Below are 17,223 nucleotides of genomic sequence, written 5' to 3'. Positions count from 1 at the left end.
GGCTAGTTTCCTAGTTTGCTCTTTGATTTTCATTGAGTATAAATAAATACTTCAAAGCCTGCAAAAATCTGAAACTTCTAAGGACAATTTGATATAATAGTAAAAAGAACTCGATTGAAGGAGGAAATGATGTCGGTTTTAGTAAAAGAAGTGATTGAAAAGCTTAGACTAGACATTGTCTATGGCGAACCAGAATTACTTGAAAAGGAAATTAATACCGCGGACATTACGCGACCTGGTCTTGAAATGACGGGCTATTTTGACTATTATACGCCTGAGCGGATTCAACTTTTGGGAATGAAGGAGTGGTCCTATCTCGTTTCGATGTCCTCTCACAACCGTTACCAAGTCTTGAAAAAAATGTTTCTACCTGAGACACCTGCGGTCATTGTTGCTCGTGGTTTGGTGGTTCCAGAGGAGATGCTAAAGGCAGCCAGAGAATGTAAGATTGCCATTTTAACCAGCCGTACGGCAACCAGTCGTTTATCTGGAGAGTTATCTAGTTATCTGGATTCACGTTTGGCAGAACGTACCAGTGTGCACGGTGTCTTGATGGATATCTATGGTATGGGTGTCTTGATTCAGGGCGATAGTGGCATCGGTAAGAGTGAGACAGGTCTAGAGCTTGTCAAACGTGGTCACCGCTTGGTAGCTGATGACCGGGTCGATATCTTTGCCAAGGACGAGATTACTCTTTGGGGTGAACCTGCTGAAATCTTGAGACACCTGATTGAAATTCGTGGGGTTGGGATTATCGATGTCATGAGCCTCTACGGTGCCAGTGCTGTCAAGGACTCTTCACAAGTTCAGTTGGCTGTTTACTTGGAAAATTACGATACACATAAGACTTTTGATCGTCTTGGAAACAATGCAGAGGAAATAGAAATTTCTGGCGTAGCCATTCCTCGTATTCGTATTCCAGTTAAAACAGGTCGTAATATCTCTGTTGTGATTGAGGCAGCTGCCATGAATTATCGTGCCAAGGAAATGGGCTTTGATGCGACGCGTTTGTTCGAAGAACGCTTGACTAATCTCATTGCTCAAAACGAGGTGCCTAATGCTTGATCCAATTGCTATTCATCTAGGCCCTCTAGCCATTCGTTGGTATGCCTTGTGTATTGTGACAGGCTTGATTTTGGCGGTTTATTTGACCATGAAAGAAGCGCCTAGAAAGAAGATCATACCAGACGATATTTTAGATTTTATCTTAGTAGCCTTTCCTCTGGCTATTTTAGGAGCTCGTCTCTACTATGTTATTTTCCGTTTTGATTACTATAGTCAGAACTTAGGAGAAATTTTTGCCATTTGGAATGGTGGTTTGGCCATTTACGGTGGTTTGATAACTGGTGCCCTTGTCCTCTATATCTTTGCTGATCGTAAGCTCATCAATACTTGGGATTTCTTAGATATTGCGGCGCCTAGCGTCATGATTGCCCAAAGTCTGGGGCGCTGGGGTAATTTCTTTAACCAAGAAGCTTATGGTGCAGCAGTGGATAATTTGGATTATCTACCTGGCTTTATCCGTGACCAGATGTATATTGAGGGGAGCTACCGTCAACCGACCTTCCTTTATGAGTCTCTATGGAATCTACTTGGATTTGCTTTGATTTTGATATTCAGACGAAAATGGAAGAGTCTCAGACGAGGTCATATCACTGCCTTTTACTTGATTTGGTATGGTTTCGGTCGTATGGTCATCGAAGGCATGCGAACAGATAGTCTCATGTTCTTTGGCCTTCGAGTGTCTCAATGGCTTTCAGTTGTCCTTATCGGACTGGGTATTTTTATCATTCTATATCAAAATCGAAAGAAGGCCCCTTACTATGTTACAGAGGAGGAAAATTAAATGTTAGAAGTTGCATATATTCTTGTAGCCCTTGCTTTGATTGTATTTTTAGTGTATCTAATCATTACTGTACAAAAGCTTGGACGTGTTATCGATGAAACAGAGAAGACGATTAAAACCTTGACTTCAGATGTGGATGTGACCTTGCATTATACCAATGAATTACTGGCTAAGGTCAATGTCTTGGCAGATGATATTAATGTCAAGGTAGCAACGATTGATCCACTCTTTAGCGCTGTTGCAGATTTATCTCTATCTGTTTCAGATCTCAATGACCATGCGCGTGTATTGAGCAAGAAAGCTTCATCAGCTGGTTCAAAAACCATTAAGACTGGTGCAAGTTTGTCAGCTCTTCGTCTTGCAAGTAAATTTTTCAAAAAATAAAAAAGGAGAATTCTTATGGGTAAACTATCCTCAATCCTTTTAGGAACCGTTTCAGGTGCAGCTCTTGCCTTGTTTTTAACAAGCGACAAGGGCAAACAAGTTTGCAGTCAGGCTCAAGATTTTCTAGATGATTTGAGAGAAGATCCTGAGTATGCCAAGGAGCAGGTCTGTGAAAAACTGACAGAAGTCAAGGAGCAGGCTACAGATTTTGTTCTTAAAACCAAAGAACAGGTTGAGTCAGGTGAAATCACTGTGGACAGTGTCCTTGCTCAAGCCAAATCATGTGCCCGTCAAGCGACAGAAGCATCAAAAGATCGATTCAATAATCTCAAGGCGCAATGGCAAGAAAAGGCCGAAACTCTTGATGAATCAGAAGAGATTGTTATTGACATAATAGAAGAATAAATCATCACCATCTCTGGACGGACTATGTATCTGGGGATGGTGATTTTTTTCTTGTAGTCTGTCTTTGTGGTATAATAAGTACTATGCAGAAGAAACCAACGTCAGCCTATGTGCACATTCCGTTTTGTACCCAGATTTGTTATTATTGTGACTTTTCAAAAGTTTTTATCAAGAATCAGCCGGTAGATAGTTATTTGGAACATCTGTTAGAAGAGTTTCAATCTTATGATATTAAAAAGTTGAGAACCCTCTATATCGGTGGTGGCACACCGACAGCTTTGTCAGCGTCACAACTAGAGGTGTTATTGAAGGGCTTGACTGAAAACTTGGACTTGTCTGTCTTGGAGGAGTTGACCATTGAAGCCAATCCAGGCGACTTGGACGCGGATAAGATTGCTGTTTTGAAGAACTCGGCTGTCAATCGTGTTTCGCTAGGCGTGCAGACCTTTGACGACAAGATGCTGAAAAAGATTGGGCGCAGTCATTTGGAGAAGGATATTTATGAAAATATCGACCGTCTGAAACTGGCTGGTTTTGACAATATCTCCATTGATTTGATTTATGCACTGCCTGGTCAGACCATGGAGCAGGTCAAGGAAAATGTGGCTAAAGCCATTGGGTTGGATATTCCCCATATGAGTCTGTATAGCTTGATTTTGGAAAATCATACGGTCTTTATGAACCGTATGCGACGAGGAAAATTGCCTCTGCCTAAGGAGGAACTGGAAGCGGAGATGTTTGAGTACATCATCGCAGAGCTGGAGCGAGCAGGTTTTGAGCATTATGAGATTTCCAATTTCTCAAAGCCTGGTTTTGAAAGTCGCCACAATCTCATGTACTGGGACAATGCTGAATACTATGGCATCGGTGCTGGGGCATCTGGTTATGTAGATGGAGTGCGCTATAAGAATCATGGTCCCATTCGTCATTATCTCAGTGCAGTTGAGGAAGGCAATGCTCGGATCACAGAAGAACACCTGAGTCAAAAGGAGCAAATGGAAGAGGAAATGTTCCTAGGTCTCCGCAAGAAATCAGGAGTCTCCATGGCGCGATTTGAGGATAAATTCGACCGGTCGTTTGAGGGGCTTTATGGAGAAATTGTCAAGGACTTGGTTCAACAAGGTCTCATGCAAATAGACGGTGATCGCGTACGCATGACAAAAAGAGGTCTCTTTTTAGGAGACACCGTAGCAGAACGATTTATTTTGGAGTAGGATGATGGGCTTAACTTATCAAATGAAAATGAAAATTCCTTTTGATATGGCTGATATGAATGGTCATATTAAACTTCCAGATGTGATTTTACTGTCCCTGCAAGTTTCAGGGATGCAGTCGATTGAGCTGGGAGTTAGTGATAAGACTATTTTGGAAGAGCATAATCTGGTCTGGATTATCACAGACTATGATATTGAGGTGGTTCGTTTGCCTCGTTTTGCGGAAGAAATTACAATCGAAACGGAAGCTTTGAGCTACAATCGGCTCTTTTGCTACCGTCGCTTTACCATTTATGATGAAACGGGGCAGGAGCTTATCCACATGATGGCGACCTTTGTTCTCATGAACCGCGATAGTCGAAAAGTCCATGCTGTCGAACCTGAGATTGTGGCTCCTTACCAGTCTGAGTTTTCCAAAAAATTGCTGCGAGGACCTAAATATCAAAGTTTGGAAAATCCAATCAGCATGGATTACCATGTCCGTTTTTACGATTTAGATATGAATGGTCATGTTAATAACAGTAAGTATCTAGACTGGATTTTTGAGGTCATGGGAGCCGACTTTTTGACCCAATATATTCCCAAGAAAATCAACCTCAAGTATGTCAAGGAAGTTCGACCAGGTGGGGTGATTACATCGGCTGTTGAACGGACTGGACTGGAAAGCAAGCATGAGATTACAAGTGACGGGGCTACCAACGCCCAAGCTATCATCACTTGGCAAGAAATAAAAAAGGATTAGGGAGAAAGTATGAAATACAAAGGCTATTTAATTGATTTAGACGGAACGATTTATAAGGGAAAAGACAGAATCCCAGCTGGAGAGGCTTTTGTCCATGAATTGCAAAAGCGGGATATCCCCTATCTCTTTGTAACCAACAATACAACCCGCACTCCAGAGAGTGTTCAGGAGATGTTGGCTCAGAATTTTAATATCGATACGCCCCTATCGACTGTCTACACAGCGACTTTGGCAACGATCGACTATATGAACGACTTGGGGCTTGAAAAGACGGTCTATGTCATCGGAGAAGCAGGGCTCAAGGAAGCCATCAAGGCGGCTGGTTATGTGGAAGACAAGGATAATCCTGCCTATGTGGTAGTAGGTCTGGACTGGCAAGTTGACTATGAAAAATTTGCGACAGCAACTCTAGCTATCCAAAAGGGAGCTCACTTTATCGGAACCAATCCTGACCTCAACATCCCTACAGAGCGCGGTCTTTTGCCTGGTGCTGGTTCACTGATTACCCTTCTTGAAGTGGCAACACGAGTGAAGCCTGTTTATATTGGGAAACCAAATGCCATCATTATGGACAAGGCGGTTGAGCACTTAGGTTTGGAACGTGAAGAATTAATCATGGTTGGGGACAATTATTTGACTGATATTCGAGCTGGGATTGACAATGGCATTCCAACTCTCTTGGTGACAACAGGTTTTACCAAGGCAGAAGAAGTGGCAGACCTGCCAATCGCACCGACTCATGTGGTTTCTAGCCTTGCGGAGTGGAACTTTGATGAAAACTAAACTGACCTTTTGGAGCTCTATGCTCTTTCTCCTCTCCTTCTCAATTCTTTTGACCATTTATTTGGCTTGGATTTTTTATCCTTTGGAGATTGAGTGGCTGAACTTGACGGATCGAGTTTATCTAAAACCAGAAACCATTCAATATAACTTTCATATCTTGATGGATTACCTGACCAATCCTTTTAGTCAGGTCTTGCAGATGCCAGATTTTCGTTCGTCAGCAGCTGGTCTGCACCATTTTGCGGTGGTCAAGAACCTCTTTCACCTAGTTCAGCTAGTAGCTCTAGTGACACTGCCAAGTTTCTATGTCTTTGTCAAAGGGATTGTGAAAAAGGGCTTTTTATCTCTATTTAGTAAAGGGCTTTTGGCTCTAGTAGTCTTACCTGTGATGATTGGGCTTGGGGGAGTTTTGATTGGTTTTGACCAATTCTTTACCCTTTTCCATCAAATTCTCTTTGTGGGAGATGATACCTGGCTTTTTGACCCAGCCAAGGATCCAGTTATTTTAATTTTACCAGAGACCTTCTTCCTACATGCCTTCCTCCTCTTTTTTGCCCTCTATGAAAGCTTCTTTGGTTTTCTATACCTGAAAAGCCGTAGGAAGTGAAACGAAAGATATTCTTATTTTGCATAAATCAATTAGGTATGTGATTCGAAACTATTGTCAAGAATGAATTAACCAAATCCAAAATGTATCAATCGTTCGCAAACAGTCTATTTTTCTTGAAAAAATAGGCTTTTTTTTCTAAAAATCTCTAGTCAAGCGCTTTATTTTTTTGTATAATAGAACTAGCAAAGTATAGATAAGAAGAGAAAAGCATGATTACACTATTTCTATCACCGAGCTGTACTTCATGTCGTAAGGCGAAGGCCTGGTTAGAAAAACATAAGGTGCCCTTTGAGGAGCACAATATTATGACCAGTCCTTTAACGAGAAAAGAATTGCAACACATTCTTTCCTTGACCGAAAATGGTACTGATGACATCATTTCAACTCGTTCAAAAATTTTTCAAAAATTAGATATTGATGTAGAAAGTATTTCGGTATCAGAATTGCTTCATTTGATTGAGCAGTATCCTAGTCTTTTGCGTCGTCCAATTATTATCGATGCCAAACGTATGCAAATCGGTTTTAATGAAGATGAGATTCGTGCTTTTCTCCCTCGTAGTTACCGTAAGCAAGAACTAAAAGAAGCAAGAATGAGAGCTGGTATTAGTTAATGAACAAACAGTATAGTTACCCACTAGATTTGTCGTGGAGCACTGAAGAACTTGCTTCAGTGCTTTCTTTTTTTAATGATGTTGAAGCTGCCTATGAAGGCAAGGTAGAGGCTAAAAAGTTACTGGACTCCTATAAGGGATTCAAAGCGGTCGTGCCAAGCAAGAGCGAAGAAAAACGTTTGGGACGAGAATTTGAAACAGTTAGTGGCTATTCGCTTTATCGAGCAGTTCAGACTGCCAAGGAAAAAGGGGAAGGGAAGATTTCTCTTGGAAAGTAAATTTGAATTTGCTAAAGAGCTTGTCAATAAGGCGGGTCAGTACATTCTTGACCATATGCAGGAAGACTTGTGTGTTGAAACCAAGTCCTCTCCAACAGATTTGGTGACCAGACTGGACAAGGAAGTTCAGGAACTCTTGGTTAGTGAGATTTTGTCTCGTTATCCTGAGGATAAGATTTGTGCTGAAGAAGGTTGTCTGCGAGCTTCGGTTCAAGAGGGCAAGGTTTGGGTCATTGATCCAATTGATGGTACAAATAATTTTGTAGCCCAGCAGGAAGATTTTGCTGTTATGATGGCTTATTTTGAAAATGGTCAGGGACAGTTTGGCCTGATTTATGATGTGGTCAAGGGGGATTGTTATCACGGTGGTGGAGCCTTTCCAGTTTGTCTAAATGATCAGCCCCTAGCTCCCTTTAAAGCAAAACCACTTGGAGATTTTCTCATTGCAGGGAATAGTGGTATGCTGGAAACCAATGAATGGGGCTTGGCTGATTTGGGTCGAGCTGTCCTAGGTGTACGTGTCTATGGGAGTGCGGCCATTAGTTTTGCCAAGATTTTGTCAGGGCATTTGTTGACCTATGTCACTTATCTGCAACCATGGGATTATGCTGCTGCTAGTATTTTAGGGGAAAGTCTGGGCTATCGGGTTGTGACCCTATCTGGTCAACCGCTTGATTTTCAAACCAGACAACCGGTCATGATGCTACCTCTTGAGATTCAGGAGGAAATTCAGTCCTATATTTACGAAAGGAAAAGAACTTAGATGCAATTTCCAGAAGGATTTGTTGAAAAATATGAAGAGATACTAGGAGATGAGGCAAGAGATTTTCTTGCCTCTTTTGAGGAGGAAGCGGTTTCTGCCTTTCGGGTCAATCCTTTAAAAGAAGCGCCAGCTTCCTTTTCTGATCCCATTCCTCAAACTCCTTGGGGCCACTATGGTAAGGTTTCAGGGAAATCGCCTGAGCATGCTACTGGTTTGGTTTATTCGCAAGAACCTGCTGCCCAGATGGTTGCTCAGGTAGCCCAGCCCAGTCCTGGTATGAAGGTCTTGGATCTGGCTGCTGCACCGGGTGGTAAATCAACTCAATTAGCAGCCTATCTAGCAGGGGAGGGTCTTCTCGTTTCCAATGAAATTTCAAGCAAACGGGCTAAGATTTTAGTAGAAAACATGGAGCGCTTTGGAGCGACAAATGTCGTAGTGACCAATGAATCTGCTGACCGCTTGGCCAAGGTTTTTAAGGGCTATTTTGACCTCATTGTCCTTGATGCCCCTTGCTCAGGGGAAGGGATGTTCCGTAAGCAACCAGATGCTATGGACTATTGGAGCTTAGATTATCCGAGTCAATGCGCTAGCTTGCAAAGAGAAATTCTAGCAGATGCAGTGACCATGCTAGCTGAAGGTGGTCGTCTGGTTTATTCAACCTGTACCTGGGCACCCGAGGAAAACGAAGAAATTGTCAATTGGCTACTGGAAGAGTATGATTTTGATTTGCTGCCAGTAGAGCATATCAATGGAATGGTAGCTGGTATTGACTTGCCAGAAACGGCTCGGATGTACCCTCATCATTTTAAGGGAGAGGGGCAGTTTGTAGCTCATCTACAGTTTAAGGGTGAAAATCCAACACCTAAATGTAAGACGAGTAAGAGCAATCTCAGCCGAGAACAAGTTGCCTTGTGGCAGGAATTTGCCCAAAAACATTTGAAGGTCAATCTACCGGGTATCTTGCAGACTTTTGGAGACCAACTCTATCTTCTGCCCGAATTCTTGCCAGATATAGGGAAACTCAAGATTGCTCGGAATGGCCTGCATCTGGGCACTTTTAAGAAGAAACGTTTTGAACCTAGTTTTGCTCTTGGTCTAGCCTTGAAACCGAGTCAGGTCAAGCAGTCGGTTGAAATTGACCAAGAAGCGTTTGTAAAGTATGTCGCTGGAGAAACCGTTCAGCTGGCGGAAAGTCTGCCAAATGGTTGGTACCAAGTTTTGGTTCAAGGAAATGGTTTGGGCTTTGCTAAGGTGACTGGAAATGTTTTGAAAAATTATTTTCCAAAAGGCCTTAGATTCAAGTGAAAATGCTAGTCAAAGTAGCTTGTCTATGTTATAGTGGAAGTATGGATTTTTTTCAAATTGTCTTTCATTTTAAGTCAAAATTGGTGGAAAAGGTAACTGAGCAAATGACTAGTAAAACCAAGCTAGCAACTTCAGTTGGCTCCCAATTTTCAAAAGAAAAACATAAATAAATAGTTGAAAAAATTCACAGCATTCACCATTATTTTCAAGGAGAAAAACAGTGAAAAAAAGGAAAAAACTCGCTCTATCCCTTGCAGCTCTTTTGCTGGCAGGTTCTTTGGCGGGATGTGCTAGCTGGATTGATCGTGGAGAATCCATGACAGCTGTTGGCTCAACGGCTCTTCAGCCTTTGGTCGAAGCAGCAGCAGATGAATTTGGTTCTATGCACGTTGGAAAAACAGTTAATGTCCAAGGTGGTGGATCTGGTACAGGTCTGTCTCAGGTTCAGTCTGGAGCTGTTGATGTAGGAAATTCAGACGTATTTGCCGAGGAAAAAGACGGTATCAACGCATCCGCTCTAGTGGACCATAAGGTTGCTGTAGCGGGCTTGGCAGTTATTGTGAACAAGGAAGTTGACGTTGAAAATCTGACAACTGAACAACTCCGTAGCATCTTCACAGGTCAAGTGACCAACTGGAAAGAGGTAGGTGGGAAAGACCTAGCCATTTCTATTATCAACCGTGCGGCAAGTTCAGGTTCACGTGCAACCTTTGATAGTGTTATCATGGATGGTCAATCTGCCGTGCAGAGTCAAGAACAGGATTCAAATGGGATGGTCAAAAACATTGTTTCTCAGACACCAGGAGCCATTTCTTACCTAGCCTTTGCCTATGTGGATGACTCGGTTAAACGCATGAAGTTGAACGGCTATGAGCCGATTGCAGAAAATGTAACAACCAATAACTGGCCTTTGTGGTCTTATGAACACATGTATACTCTAGGTCAGCCGAATGAATTAGTGGCAGAATTTCTTAACTTTGTCCTCTCAGATGAAGCGCAAAGCGGAATCGTTAAGGGAATGGGCTATATTTCTGTCAAGGAAATGAAGGTTGAAAAAGACGCTGTTGGAACGGTGACAGCACTAGAAGGGAGTCACTAATGAATCAAGAAGAATTAGCTAAAAAATTACTTTCTCCCTCAAAGAACTCTCGTCTAGAGAAATTAGGAAAAGGCTTGACCTTTGCCTGTCTGTCTTTGATTGTCATTATTGTGGCTATGATTTTGATTTTCGTAGCCCAAAAAGGTTTGTCGACCTTCTTTGTCAATGGGGTCAACATCTTTGATTTCCTATTTGGCCAAACATGGAATCCTTCAGGTAAGCAATTTGGTGCCCTTCCCATGATTTTGGGCTCTTTTATAGTAACGATTTTATCAGCTCTCATTGCAACTCCTTTTGCTATTGGAGCAGCAGTCTTTATGACGGAGGTCTCACCAAAAGGTGCTAGAATCTTGCAACCAGCCATTGAATTGCTTGTCGGGATTCCTTCAGTCGTGTATGGATTTATCGGTTTGCAGGTCGTAGTTCCTTTTGTCCGTAGTGTCTTTGGTGGAACTGGTTTTGGGATTTTGTCAGGGATTTTCGTTCTCTTTGTCATGATCTTACCGACGGTAACCTTTATGACAACCGATAGCTTGCGTGCGGTGCCTCGTCATTATCGTGAAGCTAGTTTGGCTATGGGGGCCACTCGCTGGCAAACCATCTGGCGTGTGACCTTGAAGGCGGCGCGTTCAGGGATTTTTACCGCAGTGGTTTTTGGGATGGCGCGTGCCTTTGGTGAAGCCTTGGCTATTCAGATGGTGGTCGGAAACTCAGCCGTTGTCCCAACTTCATTGACAACGCCTGCTGCGACCTTGACCTCTGTTTTGACCATGGGTATCGGAAATACCGTTATGGGAACAGTTGATAATAACGTTCTCTGGTCACTGGCCTTAGTCTTGCTCTTGATGAGTTTGGCCTTCAACAGTGTGATTAAATTGATTACGAAAGAAAGAGGAAAGAAAAACTATGCACGCTAAGAAATTAGATAAAATTGCAACAGCTGTCCTCTACTCGATTGCAGGGATTATTGTGGCCATCTTGGCATCCTTGATTCTTTATATCTTGGTTCGTGGTTTGCCCCACATCTCTTGGTCTTTCTTGACTGGCAAATCCTCTTCTTACCAAGCAGGCGGAGGGATTGGAATTCAGCTCTATAATTCCTTCTTCCTTTTGGTCATTACCTTGATTATCTCTGTGCCTTTGTCTATGGGGGCTGGGATTTTCCTAGCTGAATATGCTAAAAAAGGTCCTGTGACCAATTTTGTCAGAACCTGTATTGAAATCTTGTCTTCACTGCCATCAGTGGTTGTGGGTCTCTTTGGTTATTTGATCTTTGTAGTTCAGTTTGAGTATGGATTTTCAATCATTTCAGGTGCCTTGGCCTTGACAGTCTTTAACCTGCCTCAGATGACTCGTAATGTTGAAGATAGCTTGAAACATGTTCACCATACGCAACGTGAGGCTGGTCTGGCCCTTGGGATTTCTCGTTGGGAGACTGTGGTCCATGTGGTTATTCCAGAAGCCCTTCCAGGTATTGTAACGGGTGTCGTCTTGGCCTCTGGTCGTATCTTTGGTGAGGCGGCTGCTTTGATTTATACAGCAGGACAATCTGCTCCAGCCCTTGACTGGTCTAACTGGAATATTCTCAGTGTGACCAGCCCAATCTCTATCTTCCGTCAAGCAGAAACCTTGGCTGTCCATATCTGGAAAGTCAATAGCGAAGGAACCATTCCAGATGGAACCATCGTATCAGCAGGTTCTGCTGCCGTGCTCCTCATCTTTATCCTCATCTTTAACTTTGGAGCCCGTAAACTCGGAAGCTACCTACATAAGAAATTAACCGCTGCCTAAAGGAGAAGCCATGTCAAAATATAATTGGGATGAAAAGCATATCATCACCTTTCCTGAAGAGAAAGTGGCCCTCTCTACTAAGGATTTACATGTTTACTATGGTAAAAATGAATCTATTAAGGGCATCGATATGCAATTTGAAAAAAATAAAATTACAGCCTTAATTGGCCCTTCTGGTTCAGGGAAATCAACCTACCTCCGCAGTCTCAATCGCATGAATGATACCATTGATATTGCCAAGGTAACAGGTCAAATTCTCTATCAAGGGATTGATGTCAACCGTCCAGAAATCAACGTTTATGAAATGCGTAAACACATCGGGATGGTCTTCCAGCGCCCAAATCCATTTGCCAAATCTATCTACCGCAATATCACTTTTGCCCATGAACGTGCAGGGGTTAAGGACAAGCAAGTCTTGGATGAAATTGTGGAAACTTCTCTTCGTCAGGCTGCCCTTTGGGATCAGGTCAAAGACGATTTGCACAAGTCAGCCTTGACCCTATCAGGTGGTCAGCAACAGCGTCTCTGTATCGCTCGCGCCATCTCTGTCAAGCCAGATATCCTCTTGATGGATGAACCAGCGTCAGCCTTGGATCCGATTGCGACAGCCCAGTTGGAAGAAACCATGTTGGAGTTGAAGAAGGATTTCACCATCATTATCGTGACCCACAGTATGCAGCAGGCTGCGCGTGCTAGTGACTACACAGGATTTTTCTACTTGGGTGACTTGATCGAGTACGATAAGACCTCTAATATTTTCCAAAATGCCAAACTACAGTCAACCAATGACTACGTGACAGGACACTTTGGATAGAAAGGAAACAGTATGACAGAAGCGATTTTACAGGTGTCAGACCTGTCCGTTTACTACAATCAAAAGAAGGCCTTGAATAGTGTTTCCCTATCTTTCCAACCTAAGGAAATTACAGCCTTGATCGGTCCATCTGGATCAGGGAAATCAACCCTCCTAAAGGCTATCAACCGCATGGGGGATCTCAATCCAGAGGTAACCACAACTGGTTCAGTAGTTTATAATGGTCACAACATCTACAGTCCACGTACAGATACAGTTGAATTGCGGAAGGAAATCGGTATGGTTTTCCAACAACCAAACCCCTTTCCTATGTCTATCTACGAAAATGTTGTTTACGGACTTCGTATCAATGGAGTGAAGGATAAGCAGGTTCTGGATGAAGCGGTAGAAAAAGCCCTACAACGAGCTTCTATCTGGGATGAGGTCAAGGATCGCCTGCATGATTCAGCTATCGGGCTTTCAGGTGGACAACAGCAACGTGTCTGTGTTGCCCGTGTCTTGGCAACAAGTCCTAAAATCATTCTCTTGGATGAACCGACTTCAGCCTTGGACCCTATCTCGGCTGGTAAGATTGAGGAAACCTTGTATGGTCTAAAAGATAGATATACCATGCTCTTGGTTACGCGTTCCATGCAACAAGCTTCTCGTATTTCTGACAAGACAGGATTTTTCCTAGATGGAGATTTAATCGAGTTTAACGATACCAAGAAGATGTTCCTAAACCCACAACACAAGGAAACAGAAGATTATATTTCAGGAAAATTTGGATAAGGAGATAAATGATGTTACGTTCTCAATTTGAAGAAGATTTGGAGAAATTGCACAACCAGTTCTATGCTATGGGACAAGAAGTGCTATCCCAAATCAATCGGACAGTGCGTGCCTTTGTTACGCATGACCGTGATTTGGCCAAGGAAGTTATCGAAGATGATGCAGAAGTAAACGAATACGAAGTGAAATTGGAGAAGAAATCATTTGAAATGATTGCCCTTCAACAACCGGTTTCTCAGGACTTGCGTACTGTTCTAACAGTCTTGAAGGCTGTATCAGACTTGGAACGTATGGGGGACCATGCTGTTTCCATTGCAAGAGCAGCCATTCGTATGAAGGGGGAGCAACGTATCCCAGCTGTTGAAGAAGAAATCAAGAGAATGGGTCGCGATGTCAAGAACTTCGTTGAAGCAGCCCTAGAACTCTATCTCAATGGTTCAGTAGACCAGGCCTATGAAGTAGCAGCAATGGATGAAAAAATCAACCATTACTTTGATAGTATTCGTGACTTGGCTACAGAAGAAATCAAAAAAAATCCTGATGCCATTGTTACAGGTCGTGATTACTTCCAAGTGATTGCCTTCTTGGAACGTATTGGAGACTATGCCAAGAATATCTGTGAATGGGTTGTTTACTTTGAAACAGGTAAGATTGTCGAACTATAAAATAGGTTCATTCTGTATAAAAAGGAGCTTTAAATCAATTGATAGCTCCTTTTATTGAATGAAAAAAATATTTTTAAGATAAAAATTCAAAAAATACTTGACAAGCAACTTGGATAGTGTTATAATTATACAAAATTAACAGTGAGGTTGTTTATTTATGAAATCAAAAAAATGGATATTTGTTTTATGTAGTTTTCTTGCAAGCTTCTTCTTAGTGGCTTGCCAGTCGGGTTCTAATGGTTCTCAGTCAGCTGTTGAAGCCATTAAGCAAAAGGGGAAATTAGTTGTGGCGACCAGTCCTGACTATGCACCTTTTGAATTTCAGTCTTTGGTTGACGGGAAAAATCAGGTTGTCGGTGCGGACATTGATATGGCCCAAGCTATCGCTGACGAACTTGGGGTGAAGTTGGAAATCTCAAGCATGAGTTTTGACAATGTCTTGACCAGTCTTCAAACTGGTAAGGCTGACCTAGCAGTTGCGGGAATTAGCGCTACTGACGAGAGAAAAGAAGTCTTTGATTTTTCAATCCCTTACTATGAAAACAAGATTAGTTTCTTAGTTCGTAAGGCTGATGTAGAAAAATACAAGGATTTAACTAGCCTTGAAAGTGCTAATATTGCAGCCCAAAAAGGGACTGTTCCAGAGTCTATGGTCAAGGAACAATTGCCAAAAGCTCAGCTGACTTCCCTAACTAATATGGGTGAAGCAGTTAATGAATTGCAGGCTGGAAAAGTTGATGCTGTTCACATGGATGAGCCTGTTGCCCTTAGCTATGCTGCTAAAAACGCCGACTTAGCTGTCGCAACTGTCAGCTTGAAGATGAAGGACGGCGAAGCTAATGCAGTTGCCCTTAGAAAAAATAGTGCTGATTTGAAAGAAGTGGTGGACAAGGTCATCCAAAAACTCAAGGATGACGGTACCTACCAAAAATATCTTGAAAAAGCGGCAACCTTAACAGAAGTTGAACAATAAGAAAAAGCAGAGTTGGAAGTCATTCCAATTCTGCTTTTAAATAGTTTAAAACCTTTTTCAGATTGTCTAAGGACACCTTGGCAAATTGATAAGGACAGGCACCCAAGTAAGCCTCTTCAAAGAAATCCAAGCCCAGTTGGCTGTGTTTGAGACTAGCAATTTTAGGATACTGTCTCAGGTCTAGTAATAAACCATCGTGTAGGGGAAAGTGAGGGAGGGGACAAGGAGTTTTAGTTAAGCTTTCCTCGATTTGTTTTTGGTAATCTTCCTGATTGGATAAGCGAGCTAGCCGATTTTTCTCAAATAATTGACTGTCAATATAGAGTGACAGTGCCTTTTGCATAATGAGGTTGCTGTCGTAGTCTAGGATATTTTTGTAGGCCACAAAGGCTTCTTTGATAGCATTTGGAAGGATGAGTGCTGTTATCCGCAGGGCTGGAAAGAGGCTGGTTGAGAAGGACTTGATGTAAATGACCCGCTCCTCTGTATCTAGATAGTGGAAGGTCTGGCCCTTCTTGGAGTCCAAATCACCCAGATAGTCGTCCTCTACGATATAGACACCATACTTGGCAGCTAAGTCAAGAATAGCCCGTTTGTCCTGCTCTGAATAGGAATGCCCCAGAGGATAGTGAAATCGAGGAATGGTATAGAAAAATTTAATTTTACCTGTCTTGAAGTGGCTTTCCAGTTCCTCCAAGTCAATTCCATCAATGCCTCGTTCAATCGTTTGATAGTCCAATCCCTGAGCAATCAAGAGGCGATTCATTCGATGGTAGGTCGGCTGTTCCACCAAGATTTCCTTGGCTTGGCTAGGAAAGGATATTTGAGAAAGGATAAAAAGGGCTTGTTGAGTTCCAGAAGTCAGTACCAGTTGATCAGCCTTGCAGTAGAGAGCTTGGTCAAAGAGGAGTTTATGAATGGATTGCCTTAAGTCTTCTAATCCTTCTTGGTTGTCATAGTAGTTGAAGAGGTAGTTTTCCCGTCCAATCAGGGTTTCATTGACACAGAGTCGGAAATCGTCATAGGCACTGGCATGTTCGTCGGTAACCTCAATTTCTAGGTCCTGGTGTTGCCCTTGTTCTAGGACATAGTAGCCACTCTGGGGCTTGGCATAGAGGTATTGTTCGTGCCGTAATTCCAGTAGGGCTCTCTGAATAGTGTCCTTGCTACAGTGAAAGTCAAGGCTCAGTTGACGAATAGAAGGCAGGCGACTTCCCGTTGGAAAGCGTCCAGACTCGATACCGTTTTTCAGATAAGATACGACCTCTTGGTACTTGCTTTGTTTCTTCATTCCAGACCTCCCTTGATTTTGTTACATTGTACCCTTTTTTTTCCTTCTTGGCAATGTCTAGGGTGTTTCTCTCGTTCACATCTAGGGGCAAATGTGGTATACTTAGGAGTAACATTTATAGAATAACAGACAAGAAAGTGAATGGATAAGAACGTGCAGGAACCAGTGAAATTATTTCAATACAATACCCTTGGAGCCTTGATGGCTGGCCTTTATGGTGGGACTATGACAGTAGGAGAATTGCTAGAGCATGGTGACCTTGGTTTGGGAACCTTGGATTCCATTGATGGAGAATTGATTGTCTTGGATGGCAAGGCTTATCAGGCCAAAGGATCAGGCGACCAGCCAGAGATTGTGGAGGTGTCACCAGATGCCCTTATTCCTTATGCAGCAGTAGTACCGCATCAGGCAGAGGTTATTTTCCGACAGCGCTTTGAGATGACGGACAAGGAATTGGAGGAGCGAATTGAGTCTTATTATGACGGGGAAAATCTTTTCCGCTCTATCAAGATTCGTGGGGAATTTTCACATATGCATGTGCGCATGATTCCCAAGTCAACACCAGAGACCAAGTTTGCTGATGTTGCAACCCATCAACCTGAATATCGTCGTGACAATGTCGCAGGAACCATCGTTGGTTTCTGGACGCCAGAGATTTTTCATGGAGTTAGTGTGGCAGGCTACCATCTGCACTTCATCTCAGATGACTTGACCTTCGGTGGGCATGTCATGGATTTTGTCATAAAAGAAGGAATCATCGAAGTGGGGGCAGTTGACCAATTAGACCAACGTTTCCCAGTTCAAGACCGCCAATACTTGTTTGCCAAGTTCAATGTTGATGAGATGAAAAAAGATATTGAAAAGGCAGAATAGGAGAA

Annotated in this window: 21 protein-coding genes; 20 read left to right on the top strand and 1 reads right to left on the bottom strand. The window is 42.7% G+C overall.

Annotated elements, in window-relative coordinates:
* Positions 1 to 129: 129 nt before the first annotated feature.
* From hprK to D8848_RS01205, 19 genes are all read left to right on the top strand, one after another.
* A complete protein-coding gene (hprK, locus tag D8848_RS01295) occupies positions 130 to 1,065 on the top strand; it encodes an HPr(Ser) kinase/phosphatase (RefSeq protein ID WP_000115155.1) in 936 nt (311 codons plus the stop codon).
* The gene (gene lgt / locus D8848_RS01290; protein WP_049487860.1) at positions 1,058 to 1,846 is read left to right on the top strand and encodes a prolipoprotein diacylglyceryl transferase; all 789 of its coding nucleotides are present in this window, start codon (positions 1,058 to 1,060) and stop codon (positions 1,844 to 1,846) included. The genes hprK and lgt overlap by 8 nt, the downstream gene beginning before the upstream one ends.
* Positions 1,847 to 2,230, top strand: a complete 384-nt coding sequence (locus tag D8848_RS01285) for a DUF948 domain-containing protein (RefSeq protein WP_125442890.1) — start codon at positions 1,847 to 1,849, stop codon at positions 2,228 to 2,230. It abuts the gene before it with no gap.
* A gap of 15 nt (positions 2,231 to 2,245) precedes the next feature.
* Positions 2,246 to 2,635, top strand: a complete 390-nt coding sequence (locus D8848_RS01280) for a YtxH domain-containing protein (RefSeq protein WP_125442889.1) — start codon at positions 2,246 to 2,248, stop codon at positions 2,633 to 2,635.
* Positions 2,636 to 2,718: 83 nt separating this feature from the next.
* The gene (gene hemW, locus D8848_RS01275) at positions 2,719 to 3,849 is read left to right on the top strand and encodes a radical SAM family heme chaperone HemW (protein ID WP_125442888.1); all 1,131 of its coding nucleotides are present in this window, start codon (positions 2,719 to 2,721) and stop codon (positions 3,847 to 3,849) included.
* Positions 3,850 to 3,853: 4 nt separating this feature from the next.
* Positions 3,854 to 4,591 carry an acyl-[acyl-carrier-protein] thioesterase gene (locus D8848_RS01270; RefSeq protein WP_125442887.1) on the top strand — a complete coding sequence of 246 codons (738 nt, stop codon included), beginning with the start codon at positions 3,854 to 3,856 and terminating at the stop codon, positions 4,589 to 4,591.
* Between the two features lie 9 nt (positions 4,592 to 4,600).
* On the top strand, positions 4,601 to 5,374 hold the full coding sequence (locus D8848_RS01265; RefSeq protein ID WP_078238265.1) for a TIGR01457 family HAD-type hydrolase: 774 nt from the start codon (positions 4,601 to 4,603) through the stop codon (positions 5,372 to 5,374).
* Entirely contained in the window at positions 5,364 to 5,981 is a 618-nt protein-coding gene (locus D8848_RS01260; RefSeq protein ID WP_049502185.1) for a TIGR01906 family membrane protein, read from the top strand. Before D8848_RS01265 ends, D8848_RS01260 begins: the two co-directional genes overlap by 11 nt.
* A 212-nt stretch (positions 5,982 to 6,193) precedes the next feature.
* Positions 6,194 to 6,595 carry a Spx/MgsR family RNA polymerase-binding regulatory protein gene (locus tag D8848_RS01255; RefSeq protein ID WP_000631254.1) on the top strand — a complete coding sequence of 134 codons (402 nt, stop codon included), beginning with the start codon at positions 6,194 to 6,196 and terminating at the stop codon, positions 6,593 to 6,595.
* Positions 6,595 to 6,873: a UPF0223 family protein gene (locus D8848_RS01250; RefSeq protein WP_001041977.1), complete on the top strand. Its 279-nt coding sequence runs from the start codon at positions 6,595 to 6,597 to the stop codon at positions 6,871 to 6,873. Before D8848_RS01255 ends, D8848_RS01250 begins: the two co-directional genes overlap by 1 nt.
* Entirely contained in the window at positions 6,863 to 7,636 is a 774-nt protein-coding gene (locus D8848_RS01245) for an inositol monophosphatase family protein (protein ID WP_020903176.1), read from the top strand. The genes D8848_RS01250 and D8848_RS01245 overlap by 11 nt, the downstream gene beginning before the upstream one ends.
* A complete protein-coding gene (locus D8848_RS01240) occupies positions 7,637 to 8,941 on the top strand; it encodes an RsmF rRNA methyltransferase first C-terminal domain-containing protein (RefSeq protein WP_045606031.1) in 1,305 nt (434 codons plus the stop codon).
* Positions 8,942 to 9,161: 220 nt separating this feature from the next.
* Positions 9,162 to 10,040 carry a phosphate ABC transporter substrate-binding protein PstS family protein gene (locus D8848_RS01235; RefSeq protein ID WP_004259857.1) on the top strand — a complete coding sequence of 293 codons (879 nt, stop codon included), beginning with the start codon at positions 9,162 to 9,164 and terminating at the stop codon, positions 10,038 to 10,040.
* Positions 10,040 to 10,957 (top strand): phosphate ABC transporter permease subunit PstC, encoded by a 918-nt coding sequence (pstC, locus tag D8848_RS01230; protein WP_001070903.1) that lies wholly within the window; start codon positions 10,040 to 10,042, stop codon positions 10,955 to 10,957. The genes D8848_RS01235 and pstC overlap by 1 nt, the downstream gene beginning before the upstream one ends.
* Positions 10,947 to 11,831 carry a phosphate ABC transporter permease PstA gene (pstA, locus tag D8848_RS01225; protein ID WP_000543046.1) on the top strand — a complete coding sequence of 295 codons (885 nt, stop codon included), beginning with the start codon at positions 10,947 to 10,949 and terminating at the stop codon, positions 11,829 to 11,831. The genes pstC and pstA overlap by 11 nt, the downstream gene beginning before the upstream one ends.
* Before the next feature lie 10 nt (positions 11,832 to 11,841).
* Positions 11,842 to 12,645: a phosphate ABC transporter ATP-binding protein PstB gene (gene pstB, locus D8848_RS01220; protein WP_000049848.1), complete on the top strand. Its 804-nt coding sequence runs from the start codon at positions 11,842 to 11,844 to the stop codon at positions 12,643 to 12,645.
* A 12-nt stretch (positions 12,646 to 12,657) separates the two neighbouring features.
* Positions 12,658 to 13,416: a phosphate ABC transporter ATP-binding protein PstB gene (pstB, locus tag D8848_RS01215; protein ID WP_049542866.1), complete on the top strand. Its 759-nt coding sequence runs from the start codon at positions 12,658 to 12,660 to the stop codon at positions 13,414 to 13,416.
* Positions 13,417 to 13,427: 11 nt separating this feature from the next.
* Positions 13,428 to 14,081, top strand: a complete 654-nt coding sequence (phoU, locus tag D8848_RS01210) for a phosphate signaling complex protein PhoU (protein WP_000946460.1) — start codon at positions 13,428 to 13,430, stop codon at positions 14,079 to 14,081.
* A 157-nt stretch (positions 14,082 to 14,238) separates the two neighbouring features.
* On the top strand, positions 14,239 to 15,054 hold the full coding sequence (locus tag D8848_RS01205; RefSeq protein WP_000837373.1) for an ABC transporter substrate-binding protein: 816 nt from the start codon (positions 14,239 to 14,241) through the stop codon (positions 15,052 to 15,054).
* A gap of 19 nt (positions 15,055 to 15,073) precedes the next feature.
* Here D8848_RS01205 and D8848_RS01200 read toward each other — a convergent pair whose 3' ends face one another.
* Complete coding sequence (locus tag D8848_RS01200; RefSeq protein WP_125442886.1) at positions 15,074 to 16,345, bottom strand: aminotransferase-like domain-containing protein; 1,272 nt, start codon at positions 16,343 to 16,345, stop codon at positions 15,074 to 15,076.
* Positions 16,346 to 16,486: 141 nt separating this feature from the next.
* Between D8848_RS01200 and budA the strand changes: the two genes are divergently transcribed.
* Positions 16,487 to 17,218: an acetolactate decarboxylase gene (gene budA, locus D8848_RS01195; RefSeq protein WP_033681610.1), complete on the top strand. Its 732-nt coding sequence runs from the start codon at positions 16,487 to 16,489 to the stop codon at positions 17,216 to 17,218.
* Positions 17,219 to 17,223 lie beyond the last annotated feature (5 nt).

The sequence above is a fragment of the Streptococcus mitis genome, assembly GCF_003942775.1.
In the GTDB taxonomy this organism is placed as follows: Bacteria; Bacillota; Bacilli; order Lactobacillales; family Streptococcaceae; genus Streptococcus; species Streptococcus mitis_CN.
The sequence above is the reverse complement of the archived record's forward strand: the minus strand, read 5'-3'. Positions and strand labels throughout refer to the sequence as shown.

Coding starts and splice junctions, on each gene's coding strand:
- D8848_RS01240 (WP_045606031.1), top strand. CDS start 7,637: ATGCAATTTCCAGAAGGATTTGTTGAAAAATATGAAGAGATACTAGGA.
- hprK (WP_000115155.1), top strand. CDS start 130: ATGTCGGTTTTAGTAAAAGAAGTGATTGAAAAGCTTAGACTAGACATT.
- hemW (WP_125442888.1), top strand. CDS start 2,719: ATGCAGAAGAAACCAACGTCAGCCTATGTGCACATTCCGTTTTGTACC.
- D8848_RS01285 (WP_125442890.1), top strand. CDS start 1,847: ATGTTAGAAGTTGCATATATTCTTGTAGCCCTTGCTTTGATTGTATTT.
- pstC (WP_001070903.1), top strand. CDS start 10,040: ATGAATCAAGAAGAATTAGCTAAAAAATTACTTTCTCCCTCAAAGAAC.
- pstA (WP_000543046.1), top strand. CDS start 10,947: ATGCACGCTAAGAAATTAGATAAAATTGCAACAGCTGTCCTCTACTCG.
- D8848_RS01255 (WP_000631254.1), top strand. CDS start 6,194: ATGATTACACTATTTCTATCACCGAGCTGTACTTCATGTCGTAAGGCG.
- D8848_RS01280 (WP_125442889.1), top strand. CDS start 2,246: ATGGGTAAACTATCCTCAATCCTTTTAGGAACCGTTTCAGGTGCAGCT.
- phoU (WP_000946460.1), top strand. CDS start 13,428: ATGTTACGTTCTCAATTTGAAGAAGATTTGGAGAAATTGCACAACCAG.
- budA (WP_033681610.1), top strand. CDS start 16,487: ATGGATAAGAACGTGCAGGAACCAGTGAAATTATTTCAATACAATACC.
- lgt (WP_049487860.1), top strand. CDS start 1,058: ATGCTTGATCCAATTGCTATTCATCTAGGCCCTCTAGCCATTCGTTGG.
- D8848_RS01200 (WP_125442886.1), bottom strand. CDS start 16,345: ATGAAGAAACAAAGCAAGTACCAAGAGGTCGTATCTTATCTGAAAAAC.
- pstB (WP_000049848.1), top strand. CDS start 11,842: ATGTCAAAATATAATTGGGATGAAAAGCATATCATCACCTTTCCTGAA.
- D8848_RS01250 (WP_001041977.1), top strand. CDS start 6,595: ATGAACAAACAGTATAGTTACCCACTAGATTTGTCGTGGAGCACTGAA.
- D8848_RS01270 (WP_125442887.1), top strand. CDS start 3,854: ATGGGCTTAACTTATCAAATGAAAATGAAAATTCCTTTTGATATGGCT.
- pstB (WP_049542866.1), top strand. CDS start 12,658: ATGACAGAAGCGATTTTACAGGTGTCAGACCTGTCCGTTTACTACAAT.
- D8848_RS01205 (WP_000837373.1), top strand. CDS start 14,239: ATGAAATCAAAAAAATGGATATTTGTTTTATGTAGTTTTCTTGCAAGC.
- D8848_RS01260 (WP_049502185.1), top strand. CDS start 5,364: ATGAAAACTAAACTGACCTTTTGGAGCTCTATGCTCTTTCTCCTCTCC.
- D8848_RS01265 (WP_078238265.1), top strand. CDS start 4,601: ATGAAATACAAAGGCTATTTAATTGATTTAGACGGAACGATTTATAAG.